Annotated in this window: 22 protein-coding genes; 9 read left to right on the top strand and 13 right to left on the bottom strand. The window is 62.4% G+C overall.

Features of this window, described 5'->3' with window-relative positions; all coding sequences use genetic code 11:
• Positions 1-144 precede the first annotated feature (144 nt).
• Together LB536_RS21690 and LB536_RS21695 are read left to right on the top strand one after the other, a co-directional pair.
• Complete coding sequence (locus LB536_RS21690; RefSeq protein ID WP_224596172.1) at positions 145-759, top strand: TetR family transcriptional regulator; 615 nt, start codon at positions 145-147, stop codon at positions 757-759.
• Between the two features lie 253 nt (positions 760-1,012).
• The gene (locus LB536_RS21695) at positions 1,013-1,111 is read left to right on the top strand and encodes a putative RiPP precursor (RefSeq protein ID WP_210241180.1); all 99 of its coding nucleotides are present in this window, start codon (positions 1,013-1,015) and stop codon (positions 1,109-1,111) included.
• Positions 1,112-1,165: 54 nt separating this feature from the next.
• Here the strand turns inward: LB536_RS21695 and LB536_RS21700 are convergent, their stop codons facing one another.
• Positions 1,166-2,128, bottom strand: a complete 963-nt coding sequence (locus LB536_RS21700; protein ID WP_224596175.1) for a LysR family transcriptional regulator — start codon at positions 2,126-2,128, stop codon at positions 1,166-1,168.
• Positions 2,129-2,236: 108 nt separating this feature from the next.
• Here LB536_RS21700 and LB536_RS21705 point away from each other — a divergent pair, with 108 nt between their 5' ends.
• Positions 2,237-2,872 carry an FMN-dependent NADH-azoreductase gene (locus LB536_RS21705; protein WP_224596177.1) on the top strand — a complete coding sequence of 212 codons (636 nt, stop codon included), beginning with the start codon at positions 2,237-2,239 and terminating at the stop codon, positions 2,870-2,872.
• Positions 2,873-2,926: 54 nt separating this feature from the next.
• Here LB536_RS21705 and LB536_RS21710 read toward each other — a convergent pair whose 3' ends face one another.
• Both LB536_RS21710 and LB536_RS21715 read right to left on the bottom strand, forming a co-directional pair.
• Positions 2,927-3,226: an AzlD family protein gene (locus LB536_RS21710; protein WP_224596178.1), complete on the bottom strand. Its 300-nt coding sequence runs from the start codon at positions 3,224-3,226 to the stop codon at positions 2,927-2,929.
• On the bottom strand, positions 3,223-3,957 hold the full coding sequence (locus tag LB536_RS21715; protein ID WP_224596180.1) for an AzlC family ABC transporter permease: 735 nt from the start codon (positions 3,955-3,957) through the stop codon (positions 3,223-3,225). Before LB536_RS21715 ends, LB536_RS21710 begins: the two co-directional genes overlap by 4 nt.
• A 169-nt stretch (positions 3,958-4,126) precedes the next feature.
• On the opposite strand from LB536_RS21715, the gene LB536_RS21720 reads away from it, so the two are divergent.
• Together LB536_RS21720 and LB536_RS21725 are read left to right on the top strand one after the other, a co-directional pair.
• Entirely contained in the window at positions 4,127-4,585 is a 459-nt protein-coding gene (locus tag LB536_RS21720; protein ID WP_224596232.1) for an Lrp/AsnC family transcriptional regulator, read from the top strand.
• A gap of 185 nt (positions 4,586-4,770) precedes the next feature.
• On the top strand, positions 4,771-5,973 hold the full coding sequence (locus LB536_RS21725) for an MFS transporter (protein ID WP_224596182.1): 1,203 nt from the start codon (positions 4,771-4,773) through the stop codon (positions 5,971-5,973).
• 186 nt (positions 5,974-6,159) lie between these two features.
• On the opposite strand, the gene LB536_RS21730 is transcribed toward LB536_RS21725, so the two are convergent.
• Complete coding sequence (locus LB536_RS21730; protein WP_224596234.1) at positions 6,160-8,154, bottom strand: putative bifunctional diguanylate cyclase/phosphodiesterase; 1,995 nt, start codon at positions 8,152-8,154, stop codon at positions 6,160-6,162.
• Positions 8,155-8,452: 298 nt separating this feature from the next.
• On the opposite strand from LB536_RS21730, the gene LB536_RS21735 reads away from it, so the two are divergent.
• Positions 8,453-9,487, top strand: a complete 1,035-nt coding sequence (locus LB536_RS21735) for a class I SAM-dependent methyltransferase (RefSeq protein WP_224596184.1) — start codon at positions 8,453-8,455, stop codon at positions 9,485-9,487.
• 109 nt (positions 9,488-9,596) lie between these two features.
• Here LB536_RS21735 and LB536_RS21740 read toward each other — a convergent pair whose 3' ends face one another.
• A complete protein-coding gene (locus tag LB536_RS21740; RefSeq protein WP_224596185.1) occupies positions 9,597-9,887 on the bottom strand; it encodes an HlyU family transcriptional regulator in 291 nt (96 codons plus the stop codon).
• Positions 9,888-9,931: 44 nt separating this feature from the next.
• On the bottom strand, positions 9,932-10,573 hold the full coding sequence (locus LB536_RS21745) for a TetR/AcrR family transcriptional regulator (RefSeq protein WP_140761216.1): 642 nt from the start codon (positions 10,571-10,573) through the stop codon (positions 9,932-9,934).
• A gap of 178 nt (positions 10,574-10,751) precedes the next feature.
• Between LB536_RS21745 and LB536_RS21750 the strand changes: the two genes are divergently transcribed.
• On the top strand, positions 10,752-11,429 hold the full coding sequence (locus tag LB536_RS21750; protein WP_140761213.1) for a PspA/IM30 family protein: 678 nt from the start codon (positions 10,752-10,754) through the stop codon (positions 11,427-11,429).
• A gap of 55 nt (positions 11,430-11,484) precedes the next feature.
• Positions 11,485-11,745, top strand: a complete 261-nt coding sequence (locus LB536_RS21755; protein WP_027145771.1) for a YiaA/YiaB family inner membrane protein — start codon at positions 11,485-11,487, stop codon at positions 11,743-11,745.
• Between the two features lie 82 nt (positions 11,746-11,827).
• Here LB536_RS21755 and LB536_RS21760 read toward each other — a convergent pair whose 3' ends face one another.
• From LB536_RS21760 to LB536_RS21790, 7 genes are all read right to left on the bottom strand, one after another.
• Positions 11,828-12,514, bottom strand: coding sequence for a PadR family transcriptional regulator (locus LB536_RS21760; protein ID WP_140761210.1), 687 nt, complete (start codon positions 12,512-12,514; stop codon positions 11,828-11,830).
• Between the two features lie 108 nt (positions 12,515-12,622).
• Complete coding sequence (locus tag LB536_RS21765) at positions 12,623-13,408, bottom strand: ATP-binding cassette domain-containing protein (protein WP_140810265.1); 786 nt, start codon at positions 13,406-13,408, stop codon at positions 12,623-12,625.
• Entirely contained in the window at positions 13,408-14,457 is a 1,050-nt protein-coding gene (locus LB536_RS21770) for an ABC transporter permease (RefSeq protein WP_224596186.1), read from the bottom strand. Before LB536_RS21770 ends, LB536_RS21765 begins: the two co-directional genes overlap by 1 nt.
• Before the next feature lie 10 nt (positions 14,458-14,467).
• Entirely contained in the window at positions 14,468-15,559 is a 1,092-nt protein-coding gene (locus LB536_RS21775; RefSeq protein ID WP_140761201.1) for a sugar ABC transporter substrate-binding protein, read from the bottom strand.
• Positions 15,560-15,759: 200 nt separating this feature from the next.
• Positions 15,760-16,128, bottom strand: a complete 369-nt coding sequence (locus LB536_RS21780; RefSeq protein WP_224596187.1) for a thiol-disulfide oxidoreductase DCC family protein — start codon at positions 16,126-16,128, stop codon at positions 15,760-15,762.
• A 20-nt stretch (positions 16,129-16,148) separates the two neighbouring features.
• Complete coding sequence (locus LB536_RS21785; protein WP_140761194.1) at positions 16,149-16,418, bottom strand: DUF333 domain-containing protein; 270 nt, start codon at positions 16,416-16,418, stop codon at positions 16,149-16,151.
• Positions 16,419-16,551: 133 nt separating this feature from the next.
• A complete protein-coding gene (locus LB536_RS21790) occupies positions 16,552-16,845 on the bottom strand; it encodes a GYD domain-containing protein (RefSeq protein WP_140761191.1) in 294 nt (97 codons plus the stop codon).
• Between the two features lie 277 nt (positions 16,846-17,122).
• Between LB536_RS21790 and LB536_RS21795 the strand changes: the two genes are divergently transcribed.
• The gene (locus tag LB536_RS21795) at positions 17,123-18,181 is read left to right on the top strand and encodes a TauD/TfdA family dioxygenase (RefSeq protein WP_224596188.1); all 1,059 of its coding nucleotides are present in this window, start codon (positions 17,123-17,125) and stop codon (positions 18,179-18,181) included.
• Positions 18,182-18,197: the final 16 nt, after the last annotated feature.

Consider the following 18,197-nt stretch of genomic DNA (forward strand, 5'->3'; position numbering starts at 1 on the left):
GGTCTGTTGTCACAGGAGACGGTTCAAGTTCTTGCCCGTTGGCTTTGCCTGGACACATGCAGGGCCAACGGCACGAACTTACCGCTTACAGATGATCCTTCATGCGAGTCCGGCAGTTTCGCTTCATCAATTCTGGAGACATGCATGAATCGTCCGGTTCGAACACGAACTGATCCCGACGAGATGCGCGCGCGCATCCTGGCCGTGGCGGACGAGCAATTTCGCCGCATCGGCACCCACAAGACGTCGGTGGCCGATATCGCCTCCGAACTCGGCATGAGCACGGCAAACGTCTATCGTTTCTTCCCCTCCAAGGGTGCAATCATCGAGTCCATCTGCGGGCGGGTCGTGAACGAGGTCACCGAGATCGCCTTTGCGATCGCACGCACGAGCGCGCCGGCCTCGGAGAAACTCGATCAACTCCTGACCGCGGTTCACCACCACAGCAAGACCACACTGGTCAAGGAAAAGCGCATGCACGACATGATTGTCGCCGCCATGCAAGAGAACTGGGCGATCATCAAGGCGCATACCGAGCGGGTGGTAACGATCTTCGAGGCGATCATCCGCGAGGGCATCGAAGCGGGGGAATTCAAGGTCGAAGATTCCGCGAAAGCGGCGCGCGCGGTCAAGACCGCGTTCACGCCGTTTTTCCACCCGATTCTGATCGAGCACTGCCTTCGACACGGCGAAGATAACGAAGCTGGCCTGCGCGAGCAGATTCGCTTTATCCTGAAGGCACTGGGAAAGTCTCACTGAGGCGTGCCACCGCTTCGGCAGAGCCTCGCGGCGGGAGGCGACCAGAAGATCGAGGTCGACACGTCGGTTTCGCGACGGCCAACAAAGCGGCACATTATCGCGACCAGCTGTGAAGCGTGGAGTTCTCTGACGGTCTCCGAGAGGCAGGTGATCGTGACCAGTCCGCGATAGGGAATGGAATGGCGACGCAACCGGAACCCTCCAATCTCGTTGTGTCAGGGCATCCCTCGAGGCTCACATTCGGGACCGACAGATGAAAAAGACCTATGAAAAACCGACGCTACGCAAGCACGGGAAATTGACCGCCCGCACCGCGCAGATCGTGGTTTCCGGGGTGACGATCATCCGATGATTTCTCGGACGCGCCGGTTCCAGGGCCCGGGCAGGCGACCCGGCCACCGCCAGGTCAGATGCCGGAGCCGGACACGCCATGGGTCTCCGGCTCCTCTTCGGGCACCTCGCCCGGCTCGAATTCGTTGAAGCAGCCTAGCCCGCGCTTGAACCGGTCGATCAGCCAGGCGGCGGCCGGCTTCGGGCTGCGATCGTTGCGGTGCATGGCGAACAACGGCGAACTCACCTCCTTGTAGGGATCGAGATCAAGTTCCACCAGGCGGCCAGTAGCTAGGTCGTCGGCGATCAGCCAGCGCGGCAGCCCACCCCAGCCCAGCCCCTCGCGCATCAGTATGTGCTTGGTGCGCACGTCGGTCAGGCGCCAGGTGCGGTAGGCGAAGACGCCGTAGTCACGCCCCTTGGTGCGCTCCGACTGGTCGGTGACGACAAGCTGCGTGTGCTCGCGCACATCCTCGAGCGCCACCGGCTTCGGCAGCAGTGCCAGCGGATGGTTGGGTGCGGCCGCCGGCACCAGCGACATGAAGCCGATGCGAACGAGGTGCACGTCGACATCGCCCAGCAAGCCGCCAATGCCGAGATCGGCCTGTCCGTTGACGACGAGATCGGGAATGACGCCGAGCGTGCCGATATGCAGGCGCAGCATCACGGTCGGGAATTTCGTCTCGAACGCCTTGAGCACCCGCACCAGCACCGGGGACGGCAACGTCGCATCGACCGACAGCGCCACCTCGGCTTCCAGCCCGTGATGGTGGCCGTCGGCGCGCGAGCGGATGCGCTGCAGCACGCCCACCATGCGCCGCGCATCCTCCAGCATCGCCCGGCCGATCTCGGTCAGTTGCGGCTCGCGCGTGCCCTCGCGCTCGAACAGCTTCAGCCCCAGCTGCGCCTCGAGATTGGCGATGCCGTAACTGATGACGGATTGCGCCCGGTTGAGCTTGCGGCCGGCGGCCGAGAAACTGCCGGTGTCGGCAACGGCGACAAGGATCTGGAGCTGGTCGAGGGTTGGATTGGGTTGCATATCTCTATCTACTTTATAGATGGATCGTATAGAAAATATACCAGTTTATCGGATGGATCGATAGCCACATATGTAGCGGGACAATTCATTCCACTGGAGAGACCCGCTATGTCCATTCTTCTTGTTACCTCAAGCCCGCGCGGCGCTGACTCGCATTCGACCCACATCGCCACCGAATTCGCTCAGAAGCTTCTCGCCGCCGACCCGTCGAACACGCTTGTCGTGCGCGATCTCGTCGCCAACCCGCTGCCGCATATCGATGCCGACTATGCGGCAGGCATCTTCACGCCGGTTGAAGCGCGCACCCCTCGCCAGGCCGAGGTGGTCGGCGTTTCCGATGACGTGCTCGACGAACTGTTCGCCGCCGACACCGTGATCCTGGCCACTGGCTTCATCAACTTCAGCGTCTCTTCGACGCTGAAGTCCTGGGTCGACCACGTAACTCGTGCCGGCAAGAGCTTCGCCTACGGCGAGAACGGCCCCAAGGGCTTCGTCACCGGCAAGAAGGTCTACGTCGTGCTGGCTTCCGGCGGCATCTATTCGGAAGGCGCTGCCGTGCAGATGGACCACGCCATCCCTTACCTGCGCACTGCGCTCGGCTTCAACGGCATGACCGATGTCGAAGTCGTCCGCATCGAAGGTATCTCCAAGGGCCCTGACGCGGTGACAGCAGCGCTTGCCAAGGCGACCGCCAAGGTCGATGCGTTGGTTGCCGCCAGCCGTGATGTAGCGGCTGCCGCGTAAGCCACTGATCCGTATGGCTTATCAAAGGCAGGCGTTCGCGCCTGCCTTTTCGTTTCAGCCAATCAGATGCCGCAAGAGGCCGGCCGAAGCGACCCCGATCAGCACGGTCGGCAGCATGGAAAGCCGCGTTGCCGCCGCCAGCGTGATGGCCAATGCCGCAAGATCAGCCGGATTGCGCGACACGAAGGCCGGCGCGATAACAGAGATCAGCACGCAGCCGGGCGCGGCCTCCATCACCGCTGTGGCGCGAGCACCGAGCACGCGGTTGCGCAGGACGACATAGCCGCCGATCCGCGTCAGATAGGTGACGCCGGCCATCAGCACGATGGTGAGAAGGGTCGTTGCGTCGATCATGCATCACCTGCCATCAACCAGGCAGCAAGCAGCCCCGACACCGCACCCGCCGCGACATACCAGGCGCCGGGAATGAAGAGATAGACAAGGGCCGCGACGACCAGGCTGACCAGCCAGGGCCGTGCCGCCGCCACGCCCTTCCACATGCCGCGCATCAGCACCAGGAAGACGGCCGGAAACGCCACGTCGAAACCATAGGTCCCGACATCGCCCAGCATCGGGCCGAGCAAGGCGCCCAGCGTCGTGAAGGCCACCCAGGTGAGATACATCGCCAGCGCCGCGCCCATGTAGTAACGCGGGCTGAAGGCGGGCGCGATACCGACGGCGGCGCGTTGTTTGGCATCGGCCAGGCCGAGCGCCCAGCTTTCGTCGCACATGAAGAACAGCGCCGGGAAAACCTTGCGCCGCGGCAGCTCGCGCAGGAACGGCGCGAGCGCCGCACCCATCAGCAGATGCCGGCTGTTGACCAGGAAGGTGATGGCGACAATGAGCAGGATATGCGGCGGCGACGTCCACAGCTGGATCGCCGCGAATTCCGAGCCGCCGGCGAAGTTCAGCCCCGTCATGACAGACAACTCGACCGTGCTCAGCCCTTTCTGTGTGGCCTGGGCGCCGAGCACCAGCGCATAGGGGATGGTGCCGAGCAGCACAGGCGCGCAGGACGCCACGCCCCGGCGGAACTCGGATTCCGAACCATTGCCGGCTGTTTCGACTGCCTGTGAAATGCTCATGGTCTGCCATAGGCCGGCCTCACAGCCGCCCTGCCCTGCGTTTGAAGTCTGTGATGTCAGAGGCAAAACATACCTACACCTCTCGGCAATTTGGTTGCGAAGATTGTTGTCTTTCGCCAAATTTTGGCATTCAGTGTCAGATATCGGCAGGAAAATGGAATTCAACGCCATGACGCTCGACGAGATCGACAAACGCATCCTGCGGGCGTTGCAGCGCGACGGCCGCATGGCCAACAATGATCTGGCCAATGAGGTCGGCCTGTCGCCCTCGCCTTGCCTGCGGCGCGTCAGGCTTCTGGAGGAAGCCGGCGTCATCGACCGCTATGTCGCCGTGCTCAATCCGGCCAGCATCGGCAAGGGTCTCACCTTCTTCACCCGCATCTGGCTGAAGACGCAGGACGAGGACACGATCGAACATTTCGCCACCGAGGTGGCCAAGCTGCCGCAAGTGATGGAATGCTATCTCATGCTCGGCGACTGCGACGCCCTGGTGCGCGTGGTAGCGGCTGACATCAACGACTATCGCCGTTTCCAGTCGGAGCATCTGAGCCGCATCAAGGGCGTGCAGAACGTCAAGACCGACGTTCCCAGCTGGACGATCAAGTATACATCGGAACTGCCGATCTGAGCCTTTGAAAGGTCTCGCGTCGGTGGATCGTCAGCGCATTTGACGAGGCGCATGCCATCGCCTGGCCCTATAAAAATTTCCATCTGGAATGTCGATCCGAGCACGCCTCGAACGTCCTTCGGACGCAACCGGAATAGCCGGGCGGCGTCGAAAGATCGATCCTGCACCCGGCTGGGAGAAGAAACATGAACCTTTCCTATCGTTGGGTCATCGTCGCGGCTGGCGCATTGATGTCCTGTGTCGCCATCGGCACGATGTTTTCGCTGGCGATTTTCCTCGAGCCGATGGCGATCGACACGCAATGGTCGCGCGCGGGCATTTCGAGCGCCATGACGCTCAATTTCCTGGTGATGGGCCTCGGCGGCTTCGCCTGGGGCGCCCTGTCCGACCGGTTCGGCGCCCGCATCGTCGTCACCATCGGTGCCGTGCTGCTCGGGCTGGCACTGGTGCTGGCAAGCCGCGCCGGTTCGCTTCTCACCTTCCAGATCACCTATGGCGTGCTCGTCGGGCTCGCGGCCAGCGCCTTCTTCGCGCCGATGATCGCGCTGACATCCGGCTGGTTCGACACCAATCGCGGGCTGGCCGTATCGCTGGTCTCGGCCGGCATGGGCGTGGCGCCGATGACGATCTCGCCCTTGGCCCGCTGGCTGATCTCCACCTATGAATGGCGCACGGCCATGTTCGACATCGGCCTCATGGCCTGGGTGCTCCTGCTGCCCGCCGTCCTTCTGGTGCGACAGCCACCGAAGCCCGCCGCCTCCGATGCGGCCGCGTCGCCGATAGCCGAAGGTGCCGGCCTGACGGTCGGGCAGGCGCTGCGCTCGCCGCAATTCATCGTGCTGGGGCTGACCTTCTTTGCCTGCTGCGCGGCCCATTCCGGCCCGATCTTCCACATGGTCAGCTACGCCATGCTGTGCGGTGTCGCCCCGATGGCCGCTGTCTCGATCTACAGTGTCGAGGGTCTGGCTGGCCTGGGCGGGCGGCTGCTCTACGGCGTGCTGGCCGACAGGCTGGGCGTCAAGCCGGTGCTGATCGCGGGGCTGGCGATCCAGGCGATCGTCATTGCCGCCTATCTCTCGATCAGCCGCCTCGACCAGTTCTACATGCTGGCCGTCATCTTCGGCGCCACCTATGGCGGCGTCATGCCGCTCTACGCGGTGCTGGCGCGCGAATATTTCGGCCAGCGTATCCTCGGCACCGTGTTCGGCGCCGCCACCATGCTCTCCAGCCTCGGCATGGCGCTGGGGCCGCTTGCCGGCGGCATGATTTTCGACGCCTATGCCAGCTACCATTGGCTGTTCATCGGCTCGGCTCTCATCGGTCTGGGCGCCGCGGGCATAGCCATCGCCTTCCCGCCGCTGCCACGCAGGGCGTTGCAGCCGGCATAATGCATGTCGCCCGCAAGTGTCCTCGGTTCCGGGATAACGACATGCATAAAATCAGAAGCTTACAGCAGGTCGGGCGAATCCTGTTCGCCGCGACATGCTGTAGGCACGGCCGGACGGCAATCGTGGCCAGGTAACAAACGGGCGCTTGATGGCCGATGGCCGGTCAAGCCACCGCCTGCTTAGCCGTCACGCCGACTTGAGAACCGTGAACGGCCGCTTTTGAATGGCCCGCTTGGCCTGGAAATTCGCGGCCGGAGCCGGGCGGCCGACATGAAAGCCCTGGACCTTGTCTATGCCGAACTGGCGCATGAGGAGCATCTGCTCTTCGGTCTCCACCCCTTCGACCAGGATTTTGTGGCCGCGATTTCTGACCAGCGCGATGATGTCCTGCAGCATCGCCATGCCCTTGGGGGTGCCGCAGTCGTGGAGAAACGAGCGGTCGATCTTGACCGTATCGAAATCGATGAGGCGAAGCCACGAAAGGCCGGCGAAGCCCGTCCCGAAATCATCGAGCCATATCCTGATGCCGAGCAGCTTAAGGTCGCTGATGCAGCGCAGGATGTCGGAGTGCATCTCCATCTCCAGCCCCTCGGTGATCTCGAAGGCCAGCCTGTTTCCGGTTACGCCGGTCTCGCCCAGAATGGTCGCGACCGATGTAGCGAAGCCGGGTGTCTTGAGCTGGATCGGCGAGACGTTGACGCTGACGACGCGCACGTGATCCTGCGCCAGGATCTCGGCGCAGACGGTCCTTATTGCCCAACGCCCGAGCTCGAGGATGGCGCCGGTTCGCTCCGCGACGGGAATGAACAGGCTCGGCGGGACCAAGGTGCCGTCGAACATCTTGAGGCGCATCAGCGCCTCCACCGCATCGACCCTGCCCGACGCGACGTCCTCGATGGGCTGATAGACGAGCGAAACGAGATCCTGGCCGATCGCGATCTTCAGCAAAGCCGCGAGGTTCTCGCTCTCGTCGCTGCTTTGGGGGTCGGTCGGATCGAACAGCCGGACACAGTTTCGGCCGCTGGCTTTTGCCAGATAGAGCGCTCGATCGGCCTCGTGGATGATCTTCTCCAGCTTGGCGGCGGTCTGCTTCCTGGTGAACGCCGCGCCCACGCTCGCCGTCACGATCGCGACGCCATCCCGCCGCAACTCGTGCGCGATCGCCAGGTTCTCGATCGTGCGGCAAATGGCTTCCGCCAGATCCGCGACCTGGTCTTTCCTGTCCATGCGGGCTAGGACGATGAATTCCTCACCGCCATAGCGGCCGATGGAACCATCATATTGCTTGATCAGCTCACTGAGCGCATCGGCGACCTGGATCAGGCAACGGTCACCTTCCTGATGGCCATAGCAGTCGTTGAATTTCTTGAAGAAATCGACGTCGATGAGGATCGCCGCAAAACCATGGCCAAGCTTTTGCCAGTCATTCCAGTAGTCGCGCAGTTTCTCGTCGATCGCGCGCCGGTTCTCCAGACCAGTCAGCGGATCCGTCCGCGACAGCCTGAGCAGGGCCTTGCCGCGCTCGGTGGCCTCATTGTGCTGGATCTTGGCTTCCCGCGCGTTGAGGAAGACGTTGTAGCGCTCTTCGTTCAGTTTCCAGTTCACATAAGAGGTAAAGATGAAGCACGATATATAGAAAATTCCCAATATTATCTTGTACGTTGACGTAGAAGGCACGAAATAGTTCACAATGTACAATACGCACAAGATTATAGCGGAGGTTACAATAGATAACTTGAATCTGAATGTGAAGAAGAGATTGGCCCCCATCATGAAAATGGTGCCGAAGATCATATAGTAAGAGACGCTTTCCTTATCTGCAGACAAAACCGCCGGGCATAGCCAACCGAGATAGCCAAATATAATGGCCGCGGCGCAGGTTATATCAAGCCATTCCCCTCCGGCTCCCCGGCGACGCTGTGCCTCCATGGTCAAAAGCACGGTCAATCCGACCGCGAAGCGCGCCTCGATCGTGTAGGCTGCAACGTCAGGAATGAGTAGCAGATCCGTTGCCGAAAACAGCAGATAGATGGCAACGGCGACCCAAAGCCCTGGCCTGGTTTCCATTCTTCGCGTCGCTTCAGCTTCCTTGCGGTAAAGGATACGAAGTTCGACCGCCCCCAACTCCTGACGCGGATCGTGCGGTTCCGCATCCACGGCATCCGCCACTCTGGATGACACGCGTTCGTTCACGACGAATCCCGGCTGAGCGGCATTTCGCGTTCCGAATTCTTTTCCAGCTTCTGCCCCCAACGCAGACCGACTCCTTGGGCGCGACACGTCTTGCCGCGCAGTCAAATGCAACGACGCAGGACAAGTTTCCGTTAACTCGAACCCGGAATCCCCTCCTTAAAAACCCCAAAGAATTGACATGGTTAGCGGGAAATTAATCATACCGATAAAATGCCTGCGAGCCGACATTGGCAAATCGAGTATTCTAAGCAATAAGTTAACTGACTGTTAACTATGGAGCCTTGGTGTGCAAACTGTCTTTGATGGCCAGAGTCTGATCACTGCGGAGGCGATCGCCGGCGGGCTACCGCGAGGAAAGATCGAGCATCACGGCGAAGCGTTCGAAACCGCCCGCGCCGAGCTTGCACTCATTCTTCACGCGACACAGCAGCAGATCGAACAACACAAGGACCCCGCCGAGATCACGCGTCGCCTGACGTCGCACCTCAGCGCGACGCGCTCCAAGGTTCATCCCGACGTTTGGCAAGCCTTGATACCGGTGGTGCAGAACCATCCGGTCATGAAATATTTTCTCGAGGATCCGCTTACGCGCTGGTCCTTCACCAAACCCAGGGGTTATTCCGGCGACGCGCAGTTGCTTGACTACATCTATTGTGACCCGCACGTGGCCGAGAGCGTGGCAAGCGCCTCGGAGATCGGCAAGGCACTCTACAGCCATACCAAGGACGTGCCGTCGTCCATCGCAGCGCGGGAACGGCGCGATCTCTTGACCCGTTATGTCGATGAGATTGCGGCCAAGAATGGACCGGAAACCGAAGTCCTGGCGATCGCGGCCGGCCATCTGCGCGAAGCGAACCGTTCGGCCGCCCTGGCCGAGCGCCGCCTCAAGCGCTGGGTCGCGCTCGACCAGGATCCCCAGAGCGTCGGACTGATCGCGCGCGACTTCCAGGGCACCGCGGTCCAAGCCATCGACGGTTCGGTGCGAACCATGCTCACGAGAGGCCACAAGCTGGGCAAGTTCGACTTCATCTACGCCTCTGGCCTTTACGACTACCTCCAGCACAACGTCGCTGTGAAACTCACCAAGACCTGCCTGCAGATGCTGAAGCCGAACGGGATATTCCTGTTCGCCAACTACGCCGAAGGCAGTTCCGGCGCGGGGTATTGGGAAACGTTCATGGACTGGGTGCTGCTGCTGCGGTCGGAAGTCGACATGTGGAACATTATCAATGCCAGCGTCGACCGCAACACCGTGGAGGCGCAGGTGTATTTCGGTGAGAACCGCAACGTGCTCTACGGCGTCATCCAAAAGCGCGGATAATACTCGCCTGGGATGGCACAGCGGCCAAGGACCTCGAGCGCTTCACGAGTGCTCGAGGTTGTAAGCCCGCCTCACGCACAATCCGCGCCTTTTCGGAAACGGCCGACCCTTACCCGAAAATCCGATCGCCCTGTTCGTCGACGAGTTGGATGCCTTTCTTGATCGAGATGTCGACGGCGTCGTCCAGCCCGGCGAAACGGTCGGCGCGGATGAATTTGTGCTCCTTCACCACGCCGTCGATTTCCTTGGAGACGATGCCGCACGTCTGGTACTGACCTTCTGTCTTGTAGGGCGTGGCGCTGATCGTAAAACCCTTGTGCTCGACCTGCTTGGCGGGCGCGGCACTTCCAGGCTCGGCCGCTTCGCCGCCGCCGCCGAAAAGACGTTTCAGAAAAGACATCGCTCAGATCTCCTTGTCGCCTGCGATCGCCGTCGGTATGCGATTCACGACGTTGTCTTCCCAGCATGCGCGAATGTGCCGCCGCGTTCCAGCCCCCTGATGAAGACGGCGACCAGGAGCTCGATCTGCCGGTCGATCTCGTCGGCCTGCCGGCGCTCGGACCTCCCCGCATACCCGCTGGTGACGATGCCATGCACGCTTGACCAGAGGGTTCGCGCGGCGATCCGGCGCGTGTCCTCGTCGAGATCGAAGCCGCCATCGGCAAGGACGCTGGCGATGATCTCGAACAACTGGTCGAGCCTTGCCTCATAGACGTCGGGCTCGGTCAGCACCGGACGCCGCCGGTTGAAGGCAAGCAGCGCCGGCCAGCTGCCGGGATGCGCCTCGACGAAGCGAACATAGGCGCCGGCCAGCGCCATCAGCCGTTGGCGCACGTCGGTAATGCCGCGCCTGCCAAGATCGGCCATCGCCGCCGCGCCCGCGACCCCCAGCCGGTCGAGCAGCCGCATGTTGACGGCGCGGTGCACGCCGTCGAGATCGGAAAACAGATTGTAGACCGAGCCGACCGAGATGCCCGCCTGTTCGGCGATGGTCCTCGCCTTCAGATTGTCCATGCCGCCTTCGTCGAGCAGCGTCTCGGCAATGGCCAGCACCCGCTCGCCCGTCTCTTCCTTGTCCAGCGCCATATAAGTCCTTTGGATGCGCGTGCTTTTGATGGCACGCTTTTTCGAACCCCCGATTTCCCTTCGTTTACCATATCCCGGATATCGTGAACAGTGTTCAAAATCGTCTTGAACACAGTTCATTTCCTGCTAAGTTGAGTTTGTGAACATCGTTCACCAAAACTTCGAAGGGAGAAGAACCATGCTTAGCCTGATCAGAACATTGCTCGACGGCGCCGGCGCACGGGCCGAGGACGGCCTCAAGGATCGCTTCGCCATCGACCTTCTGGCGCAGCGCATCCGCGATGCCGAGGCGGGACTTGCCGCCGCCAAGCAGACACTCGCCTCATTGATCGTGCGCCAGCGTGCCGAGCAGGCCGGCCTCGAGCATCTCGATCGCCGCCACGCCGACCTGGAGGCACGCACCATCAGCGCACTGGCCGCCGGCAACAGCGGACTGGCCGAGAGCGGTGCCGCGGCCATCGCCGAACTGGAGAATGAACGCGAGGTCCGCCGCGCCACGGTGCAGAGCCTTGGCGAAAAGACCTTGCGGATGCGCGTTTCGGTGGAGCGGGCGCACCGTCGCATCATCGACCTCAACCAGGGCATGATCTCGGCCCGGGCCATCGATGCCGAGCGCAAGGCGCAGTCACGCCTCGTCAGGTCGATCGGCCATTCGGCAAGCCTCAACGACGCCGAAGAGCTTTTGGCCCGCATCAAGGCAGGCAGCGATCCGTTCGAGGAGGCCGGCATTCTCGATGAGATCGACGGCGAGCTGCGTCACGAGGCGATCCGCGACCGCCTTGCCGACGCCGGACACGGCCCGGCGGTGAAGGTGCGCGCCAAGGACGTGCTCGAGCGCCTGAAAACCATCAACTGAATATTTTTGACCTGCACATCAAACCCAACTTCGATCCAATCAAAGGAATACGACAATGAACAGCAATCAGACCTACATCATGTTCAACACCGTCTCGGTGGGCGCCGCCTACTTCATGCTCGGCCTGTCGCTGTGGCTGGCGCCGGTCGACTTGTCGACCAAGGGCTACTGGGCCATGGGCATCCTGCTGCTGACCGGCAGCCTGGTGAACCTGGTCAAGTACCGCACCGACGAGCGCATCTCCGCCGAGACCACCGCCAAGATCGAGAAAGCGCGCAATGAAAAGCTGATCAGCGAATATGTCGGCAAGGAATGATGCCGACAATGGCCTGACGAGAAAAGCCCGGGTCTCCCCGGGCTTGTCTGTTGAGCTTTTAAGAGACGCGGGCATCACGAGATCACCGGTGCGTCAGCGCTTCCAGCGCGTCTGCCGCGGCTTCGAGGATGCTCATCGCCTCGGCCTGCTTTTCCGCCGGGGCATCGACGATGTCACCGAGTGCGGCGCGCAGCCGGTGGCGGATGGCACGGAATTCGTCGCGCGTTTCCGAGCGCTCGCCACGGCCACCCCGGCCGCCGCGACGATCCTCGCCATCGTCGTTCCAGCCGAACCATTCGCGCGCCTTGGCCATCTTGCGGCCGAAGCGTTCGAGATGCTCGAGCACGCCGTCGATCATCTCGCGGTTCTCGGCCAGATGCGCCTGCCCGGCCTCGGTGATCGAGAACACCTTCTTGTTGCCTTCGCTCGACGAGACAGCGTAGCCGGCCTCTTCCAGGAAGGTCAGCGTCGGGTAGACGACGCCCGGGCTCGGGCTGTAGATGCCACTAGTACGCTCTTCCAGCGCCTTGATGATGTCGTAGCCGTGGCGCGGCGCCTCCGCCAGCAGCGACAGCGTGATCAGCTTGAGGTCACCATCGGCGAGCATCCGTCCGGCGCGGAACATGTCGCCTGGGCCGCGCCCGCCGCCCCTCCCCCCGAACGGACCGAAGCCGCCGCCTCCTCTGCCACCAAATTTGCCGCCGAACTTGCCGGCCATGTGCATGAACATGCGCTCGCCGAAATGATGGTGGTCGGAATGATTGTGCATTGATCGCTCCTAAAGTTCTATCTTACGATATATCTTAATTAGGCTCGCCGGTCGATCGAGTCAAGATATATCTTACGATGTATCTGAGAGTGACGCCAGTGGAGGAAGCTATCGACCCCTCACGCCCTTGCGCGCGTTGCGGTATTCGCGGACCACGAGATCCGTCAGTTCCTGGACGGAGGTCTCGGAGGTGGGCTTGTCGAAGACGATGATCCCACCCTCGATGAGGTTGATCCTGTCGCAGACGTCGAAGATCTGGGCGTAGTTGTGCGCTATGATCATGATGCCCACATCGCCCCCCTCCTTCAGCTGCTGGATCAGATCGAGGATCAGTGCCGATTCCTTTGCGCCCATCGCCGCTGTCGGCTCGTCGAGCAGCAGGATCCTGGCTTTCTGGTAGACCGAGCGGGCGACGGCGATCGCCTGGCGTTGGCCGCCCGACAGCCGGGACACCTCGGCATCCACCGAAGGGATGTTGACACCCATGCGCTCCAGTTGCGCCAGCGCCGCGCGGCGCATGGCCTTGTCGTCGAGGATTCCAAGCGGGCCGCCGAACACGGCCTCGCGCTGCAGGAACATGTTGCGGTAGACATTCAGCTCATTGATCAGGGCCAGGTCCTGGTACACCGCCTCTACGCCGAGGCTGCGTGCATGCGCGACCGAACTCAGCGTTACGGGCACGCCGTCGAGATAGAGCTGTCCACTCGTGGGCTTGAGGAAACCGGTAAGGATCTTCATCAGCGTGGACTTGCCGGCGCCGTTGTCGCCGAGCAATCCCAGCACCTCGCCGCGTTTCAGCCGCAGATTGACGTCGCGCAGCGCCGTGACCTGGCCGAAACGCTTTGCGATGTGCTCGGCCCGCATCAATTCGCCCGAAACCGCCTCTTGTTCCATTATCCGCCTCCCTGGTCGCGCAGCCGGCTGAGATGGATATTCACCGTCATTGTCGCCAGGATAGCCGCGCCTAGGATCATGTCGAAGGTGAAGGCGCTGACGCCCAGCAAGGTGAAGCCGTCCTTCAGAATGGCCAGCACGAGCGCGCCGAGGAAGGCGCCGACCGTGGTGCCGAGTCCACCGGTCAGCAATGTGCCGCCGATGACGGCCGAAGCGATCGCCGCGAACATGATCTCGCTGCCGCCGGCCAGCGGGTCGATCGAGCCGATACGGAAGGCATCGAGCATCCCGGCAAAGCCGCCGAGCATGCTGCACAGGATGAAATTGCCGGTTTTGATGCGCCGGACCTTGATGCCGACCTCGGCGGCGCCAGTCGGGTTGCCGCCGGTGGCGACGGTGTGCAGGCCCCAGCGCGTCTTCATCAGCACGAATTGCAGGCCGATCGCGATCGCCAGCGCCCAGGCCAATTCCGCCCAGGGGTTGCCGCCGAAAATCTGGGTGAAGAGTTCGCCCGCCAGCGGCTGCACCGGAAAGCCGCCGGAAATGGTCAAGGTGAAACCGTTGATCAAGAACAGCATGCCGAGGGTCGTGACAAAGGAAGGCAGGCGCAACAGCGTGGTGAGGAAACCGTTGATCGCGCCCACCAATGCCGCCGCCGCGAGCCCCGCGACCACCGCGAGCCATGGCGGTGCGCCGCCAGCCATGGCGAAGTACATGAGGAAGGGTGCCAGCGCATAGACCATGCCCACAGACAGGTCCAGTTCCCCGCACACCAGCACCATCACCTCGCCAGCGGCGATGATGGCGGTGGTGGCGGTGAACTGGACGAGGTTTTCGAGGTTGGCCGGCGACAGAAAGGCCGCGCTGGAATACTGAAAATAGATCACCAGCAGCAGGCCGGCAATGACGATGCTGGCTTCGCGGTACCGAAAGACAGCCGTCGCGGCCAGGTTCCAGGCGCCGCGGCGCGGTGCGGCGTCGGCTCCCTTCACGGCGTCGTCGGGGAGCCGGCCTTCGCCGGCCGGAGAATGCCGGGCATCGTCGGCCATGGGCTCGCCCTCAACCGCCGATGGCGCCCGAGCGCTCGATCAGCATCTGCTTGCTCGCATTGCCCTCGTAGCGGCTTTGCGTCTTCAGATAGGGCTGGACGCTGTCCTTGGTGACGAATTTGAGGCCTGTGTTTATGTCGGCCGGGCCCGTAAGCCCGCCCGACATCTGGAACAGGAACATCTCCATCACCGCGTAGAAGCCCTGCAGATAGGGCTGCTGGTCGATGGTGAAGTCGAGATGGTCCTTGGCGATGGCGTCCAGCGTCGCGGGCAGGAGATCGAAGCCACCGGCCCTGACGCCATTGGCGTGCAGACCGTATTTCTCCATGGTCTTGCCGACCGCCATGGTGCTGCCGGCATCGACGGCGAATATACCCTTCACGTCCTTGTGGCCGACATAATAGGCATCGACGCGCGACACCTCCTCGTTGACCGTCGGTCCGGTGGCGATCTGGGTGAAAGTGATCTTCTTGCCTGAAGCCTTGATCGCGTCGGCGGCGCCATCGAGACGCGGCTGGATGTTGAGCTGGCCGGGCGTGGCGATGAAACCCACCACCTCGCCCTCGTCGACCAGGCTTACGATACGCTCTCCAAGCGCCTTGCCGGCAAGATACAGATCCTGGCCGACATAGGCGAGCCGGGCATTGCCCTTGGCATCGGCGTTGTATGCGAAGACAGGAATCCCGGCCGCGAGCGCCTTGCTCACCGGCTCGTTGAAAGCGTGCTCGTCGACGAGGCAGACGGCAATGCCGTCGACCCCCGCGGCGATGGCCGTGTTCATGGCGTTGACCATCTCGGAGGCGATGGATTGCTGTGAGCCCGTCCACTGATAGGAGCAGCCGAGCAGCGCGCAGGCATCGGCGATCCCGTATTGGGTGGGCACGAAGAATGGGTTCGTGGTGACATGGTTGACGAAGACGAACTTCCACGGTTTGTGTTGGGGAAAGTCGCCCTGCGTAGCGTCTGCCGCCGCGGAGGCCGGCAAGGCGGCCAGCGCCGCCAGCGAGGCCGCGCCACCCGCGCCCAGCGCGATTTGCAGCAGGGTGCGTCGCGTGGCCGCGAAGCCCTGCCCACGATTGGTGTATTCATGATCAGCGATCATGGTCGATCTCCCTAAGTTCCGATTTTCTTTTTTTATGCATCCTTCTTGCCGGACGGCCGGCAAAGCCATGGACGGGGGCCACGAGGCCCTTGCATGCAGAACTAGGGTCCGGCGCAAGGTCCGCTAGATGGATACGCCGCGATGACTTTTTTTTGAACGCTGAGAGTTCCGGGTCAACGAATGTCCGGCCAGCGAGACCGCTACCAGCGGCCCTTGCGCCGATTCCAGCCGTAGAGCAGATCGGCGAAGCGATCATAGGCATGGCGGGTCAGCGGCAGCATGAGCCGATTGCCGAACAGGCTCGCCAGCCAGCCCTCGCCCGGCGTCAACAGCCAGACCGCGATCGCCACGTCGGCGCCGACCAGCACCCTACCCTCGGCATCGATGGCATGCAGCCGGCAGCGGATGTCCTCCAGCGAGACGCCATGCGACGACAGCGCATGCGGCTCCAGGTTGATGTCGCGAAATTCGACCCGTCCGGCCTTCACGGCCTCGACCAGCCGTCGCTTCTGTCTGCCGATACCGGCATCGCAGACCGGGCAGCGCGTGTTGTACCAGACGGTCAGCAAAGGCGTGGTTCCGCTACCAGTCACTTGCCGCGCATCGCCGCCTTCGGCCCGACGCACTTGTTGTCGCGAAACAGCGCCCACTCCTCGCACAGGCGACCGTTGGGCAGGCGGCAAAAGCCGTATTCGTTGCCGGCCTTGTCCTTCCTGACCACGAAGCGGCCGCCGACCGCACCGCAATGGAGCGATGCGGGATTTGCCATGCCGACCGGTTTTTGCGCGGCGGCGCCGGCGTCGATCGGCATCAAGGACAACAAAGCGAGGCTGGCAGCCAATATCGAGACTTTCTTCATGCGATCTCTCCTCGGCCGCATGTCTACCACGGCGAGGCGTCCTGTCCCGAGGCAACTGTCAGATTTGTCGGAACGCGCGCCGGGTCGAGTGCCGTTGAGGCGGCACCTGACCGGGCTGTCCGCGAAAACATCATCATCCAAGCGAGGTGATGATCTCGCGATAGGCGAATTCGGGGAAGGCCTTCATCGTCCGCGTCCTGATGTTGCCGGCCGCCGCCAGCATCAGCGAGAAACGCGCCAGGACCGCGTCGTCGGGCGCCTCGACCACCGCCACCATGTCGTACTCGCCCATGGTCAGGTAGAACGCCTTGAACGATCCGCCCATTTCGCCCAGCTGCTTCCTGGCTGCATCGAGCCGCTTCGGTGAATCGCGCACATTTCTGGCGCCCTGCTCCGTCCAGTTCATCAGCACGATGTAGCTTGTCATGGCACACCTCCCTCCGGGGCCACGGAGCACGGCACTCAGGCCGTATCGACACGGCCTCGACCGGGGCGGGCTGCCGGGGTTGTCGCCCGAAAAATGCATCCGACGTCGGATTATCCTCCCGCTGCCCACGTCCCGCAAGCACTACCGCGCCGACACCCATTGCAGAGTGAGCGCGGCCAGTTGAAGCCGGTTTAAAAACCCGCTTGATTGCGGCAATCTCCGTCGTGGCGTGAGCCCGGCAAAACGTCCGTGACCGACCCAGCCGCAGGAGAGCTTCATGCGCGAGACGATAGACCTGCCGCCGGAACAGATCGAAACTTCCGCCGCCTGGACCGGCGAGTACATGGCGAAGCATCCTGAAAAGTGGCTGGTCGAACTGGGCCCGCAGGATGTCGTGGAACTGGAAGTTGCCGCGACCGGCTTTCTTGCCGGCTCGCACGATCTCAGCGGCCTTACCAAGGCGGATTTCCCTTTGCCTCGTCTGGCCGGCCGTCTTGCGGCCCTTCGCGAAAAACTGATTGCAGGCATTGGATTCGAGGTGCTGCGCGGTCTCCCGGTCGAAAGCTATTCCGCCGAGATGGCGGCAACGATCTTCTGCGGAGTTGGCGCCCATCTGGGAAGCGCTCGGTCCCAGAATGCCCAGGGCCATATCCTCGGCCATGTCCGCGACATCGGCGCCGACGCCAGGGACGTCACGACGCGCATTTACCAGACGTCGGAACGCCAGACATTTCACACCGACTCCGCCGACGTCGTCGGTCTGCTCTGCCTGCGCGATGCCATGCAAGGCGGCGAGTCCCTGCTGGTCAGCACGGTGACGATCTACAACGAGATGCGCAAAAGACGGCCCGATCTGGTTCCCCTGCTGTTTGATCCGATTGCCACCGACCGGCGCGGCGAGATCCCGGAAGGCGAAAAGCCCTATTTCGAAATCCCCGTACTCAACTGGCATGCCGGACTGCTGACCGGCATCTATCAGCGCCAGTACATCGACAGCGCGCAACGCTTTCCCGATGCCATGCGGCTCACCGCCGCCCATGTCGAAGCGCTGGATCTCTTCGACAGCCTCGCCAATGACCCGAAGCTAAATCTGTCGATGCGGCTTCGACCGGGCGACATGCAGTTCGTCTACAATCATTCGCTGCTTCACGATCGCATGGGCTTTCGCGATTGGCCGGACCCCGACAGGCGGCGCCATATGCTGCGCCTGTGGCTGTCGGTCCCCGGCGACCGTCCGCTGCCCGAGAGCTTCAGGCAGCGTTATGGCTCGATCGAGATCGGCGATCGGGGCGGAATCATCGTCAAGGGCGCACTGCTGAACGTGCCGTTGCTCTGACGCCTGAAACAAAAAG

The organism is Mesorhizobium sp. ES1-3 (assembly GCF_020164795.1).
Classification (GTDB): domain Bacteria; phylum Pseudomonadota; class Alphaproteobacteria; order Rhizobiales; family Rhizobiaceae; genus Mesorhizobium.

Coding starts and splice junctions, on each gene's coding strand:
- LB536_RS21755 (WP_027145771.1), top strand. CDS start 11,485: ATGAACAGCAATCAGACCTACATCATGTTCAACACCGTCTCGGTGGGC.
- LB536_RS21695 (WP_210241180.1), top strand. CDS start 1,013: ATGAAAAAGACCTATGAAAAACCGACGCTACGCAAGCACGGGAAATTG.
- LB536_RS21785 (WP_140761194.1), bottom strand. CDS start 16,418: ATGAAGAAAGTCTCGATATTGGCTGCCAGCCTCGCTTTGTTGTCCTTG.
- LB536_RS21715 (WP_224596180.1), bottom strand. CDS start 3,957: ATGAGCATTTCACAGGCAGTCGAAACAGCCGGCAATGGTTCGGAATCC.
- LB536_RS21760 (WP_140761210.1), bottom strand. CDS start 12,514: ATGCACAATCATTCCGACCACCATCATTTCGGCGAGCGCATGTTCATG.
- LB536_RS21770 (WP_224596186.1), bottom strand. CDS start 14,457: ATGGCCGACGATGCCCGGCATTCTCCGGCCGGCGAAGGCCGGCTCCCC.
- LB536_RS21725 (WP_224596182.1), top strand. CDS start 4,771: ATGAACCTTTCCTATCGTTGGGTCATCGTCGCGGCTGGCGCATTGATG.
- LB536_RS21750 (WP_140761213.1), top strand. CDS start 10,752: ATGCTTAGCCTGATCAGAACATTGCTCGACGGCGCCGGCGCACGGGCC.
- LB536_RS21740 (WP_224596185.1), bottom strand. CDS start 9,887: ATGTCTTTTCTGAAACGTCTTTTCGGCGGCGGCGGCGAAGCGGCCGAG.
- LB536_RS21790 (WP_140761191.1), bottom strand. CDS start 16,845: ATGACAAGCTACATCGTGCTGATGAACTGGACGGAGCAGGGCGCCAGA.
- LB536_RS21690 (WP_224596172.1), top strand. CDS start 145: ATGAATCGTCCGGTTCGAACACGAACTGATCCCGACGAGATGCGCGCG.
- LB536_RS21710 (WP_224596178.1), bottom strand. CDS start 3,226: ATGATCGACGCAACGACCCTTCTCACCATCGTGCTGATGGCCGGCGTC.
- LB536_RS21720 (WP_224596232.1), top strand. CDS start 4,127: ATGACGCTCGACGAGATCGACAAACGCATCCTGCGGGCGTTGCAGCGC.
- LB536_RS21775 (WP_140761201.1), bottom strand. CDS start 15,559: ATGATCGCTGATCATGAATACACCAATCGTGGGCAGGGCTTCGCGGCC.
- LB536_RS21700 (WP_224596175.1), bottom strand. CDS start 2,128: ATGCAACCCAATCCAACCCTCGACCAGCTCCAGATCCTTGTCGCCGTT.
- LB536_RS21765 (WP_140810265.1), bottom strand. CDS start 13,408: ATGGAACAAGAGGCGGTTTCGGGCGAATTGATGCGGGCCGAGCACATC.
- LB536_RS21795 (WP_224596188.1), top strand. CDS start 17,123: ATGCGCGAGACGATAGACCTGCCGCCGGAACAGATCGAAACTTCCGCC.
- LB536_RS21745 (WP_140761216.1), bottom strand. CDS start 10,573: ATGGCGCTGGACAAGGAAGAGACGGGCGAGCGGGTGCTGGCCATTGCC.
- LB536_RS21705 (WP_224596177.1), top strand. CDS start 2,237: ATGTCCATTCTTCTTGTTACCTCAAGCCCGCGCGGCGCTGACTCGCAT.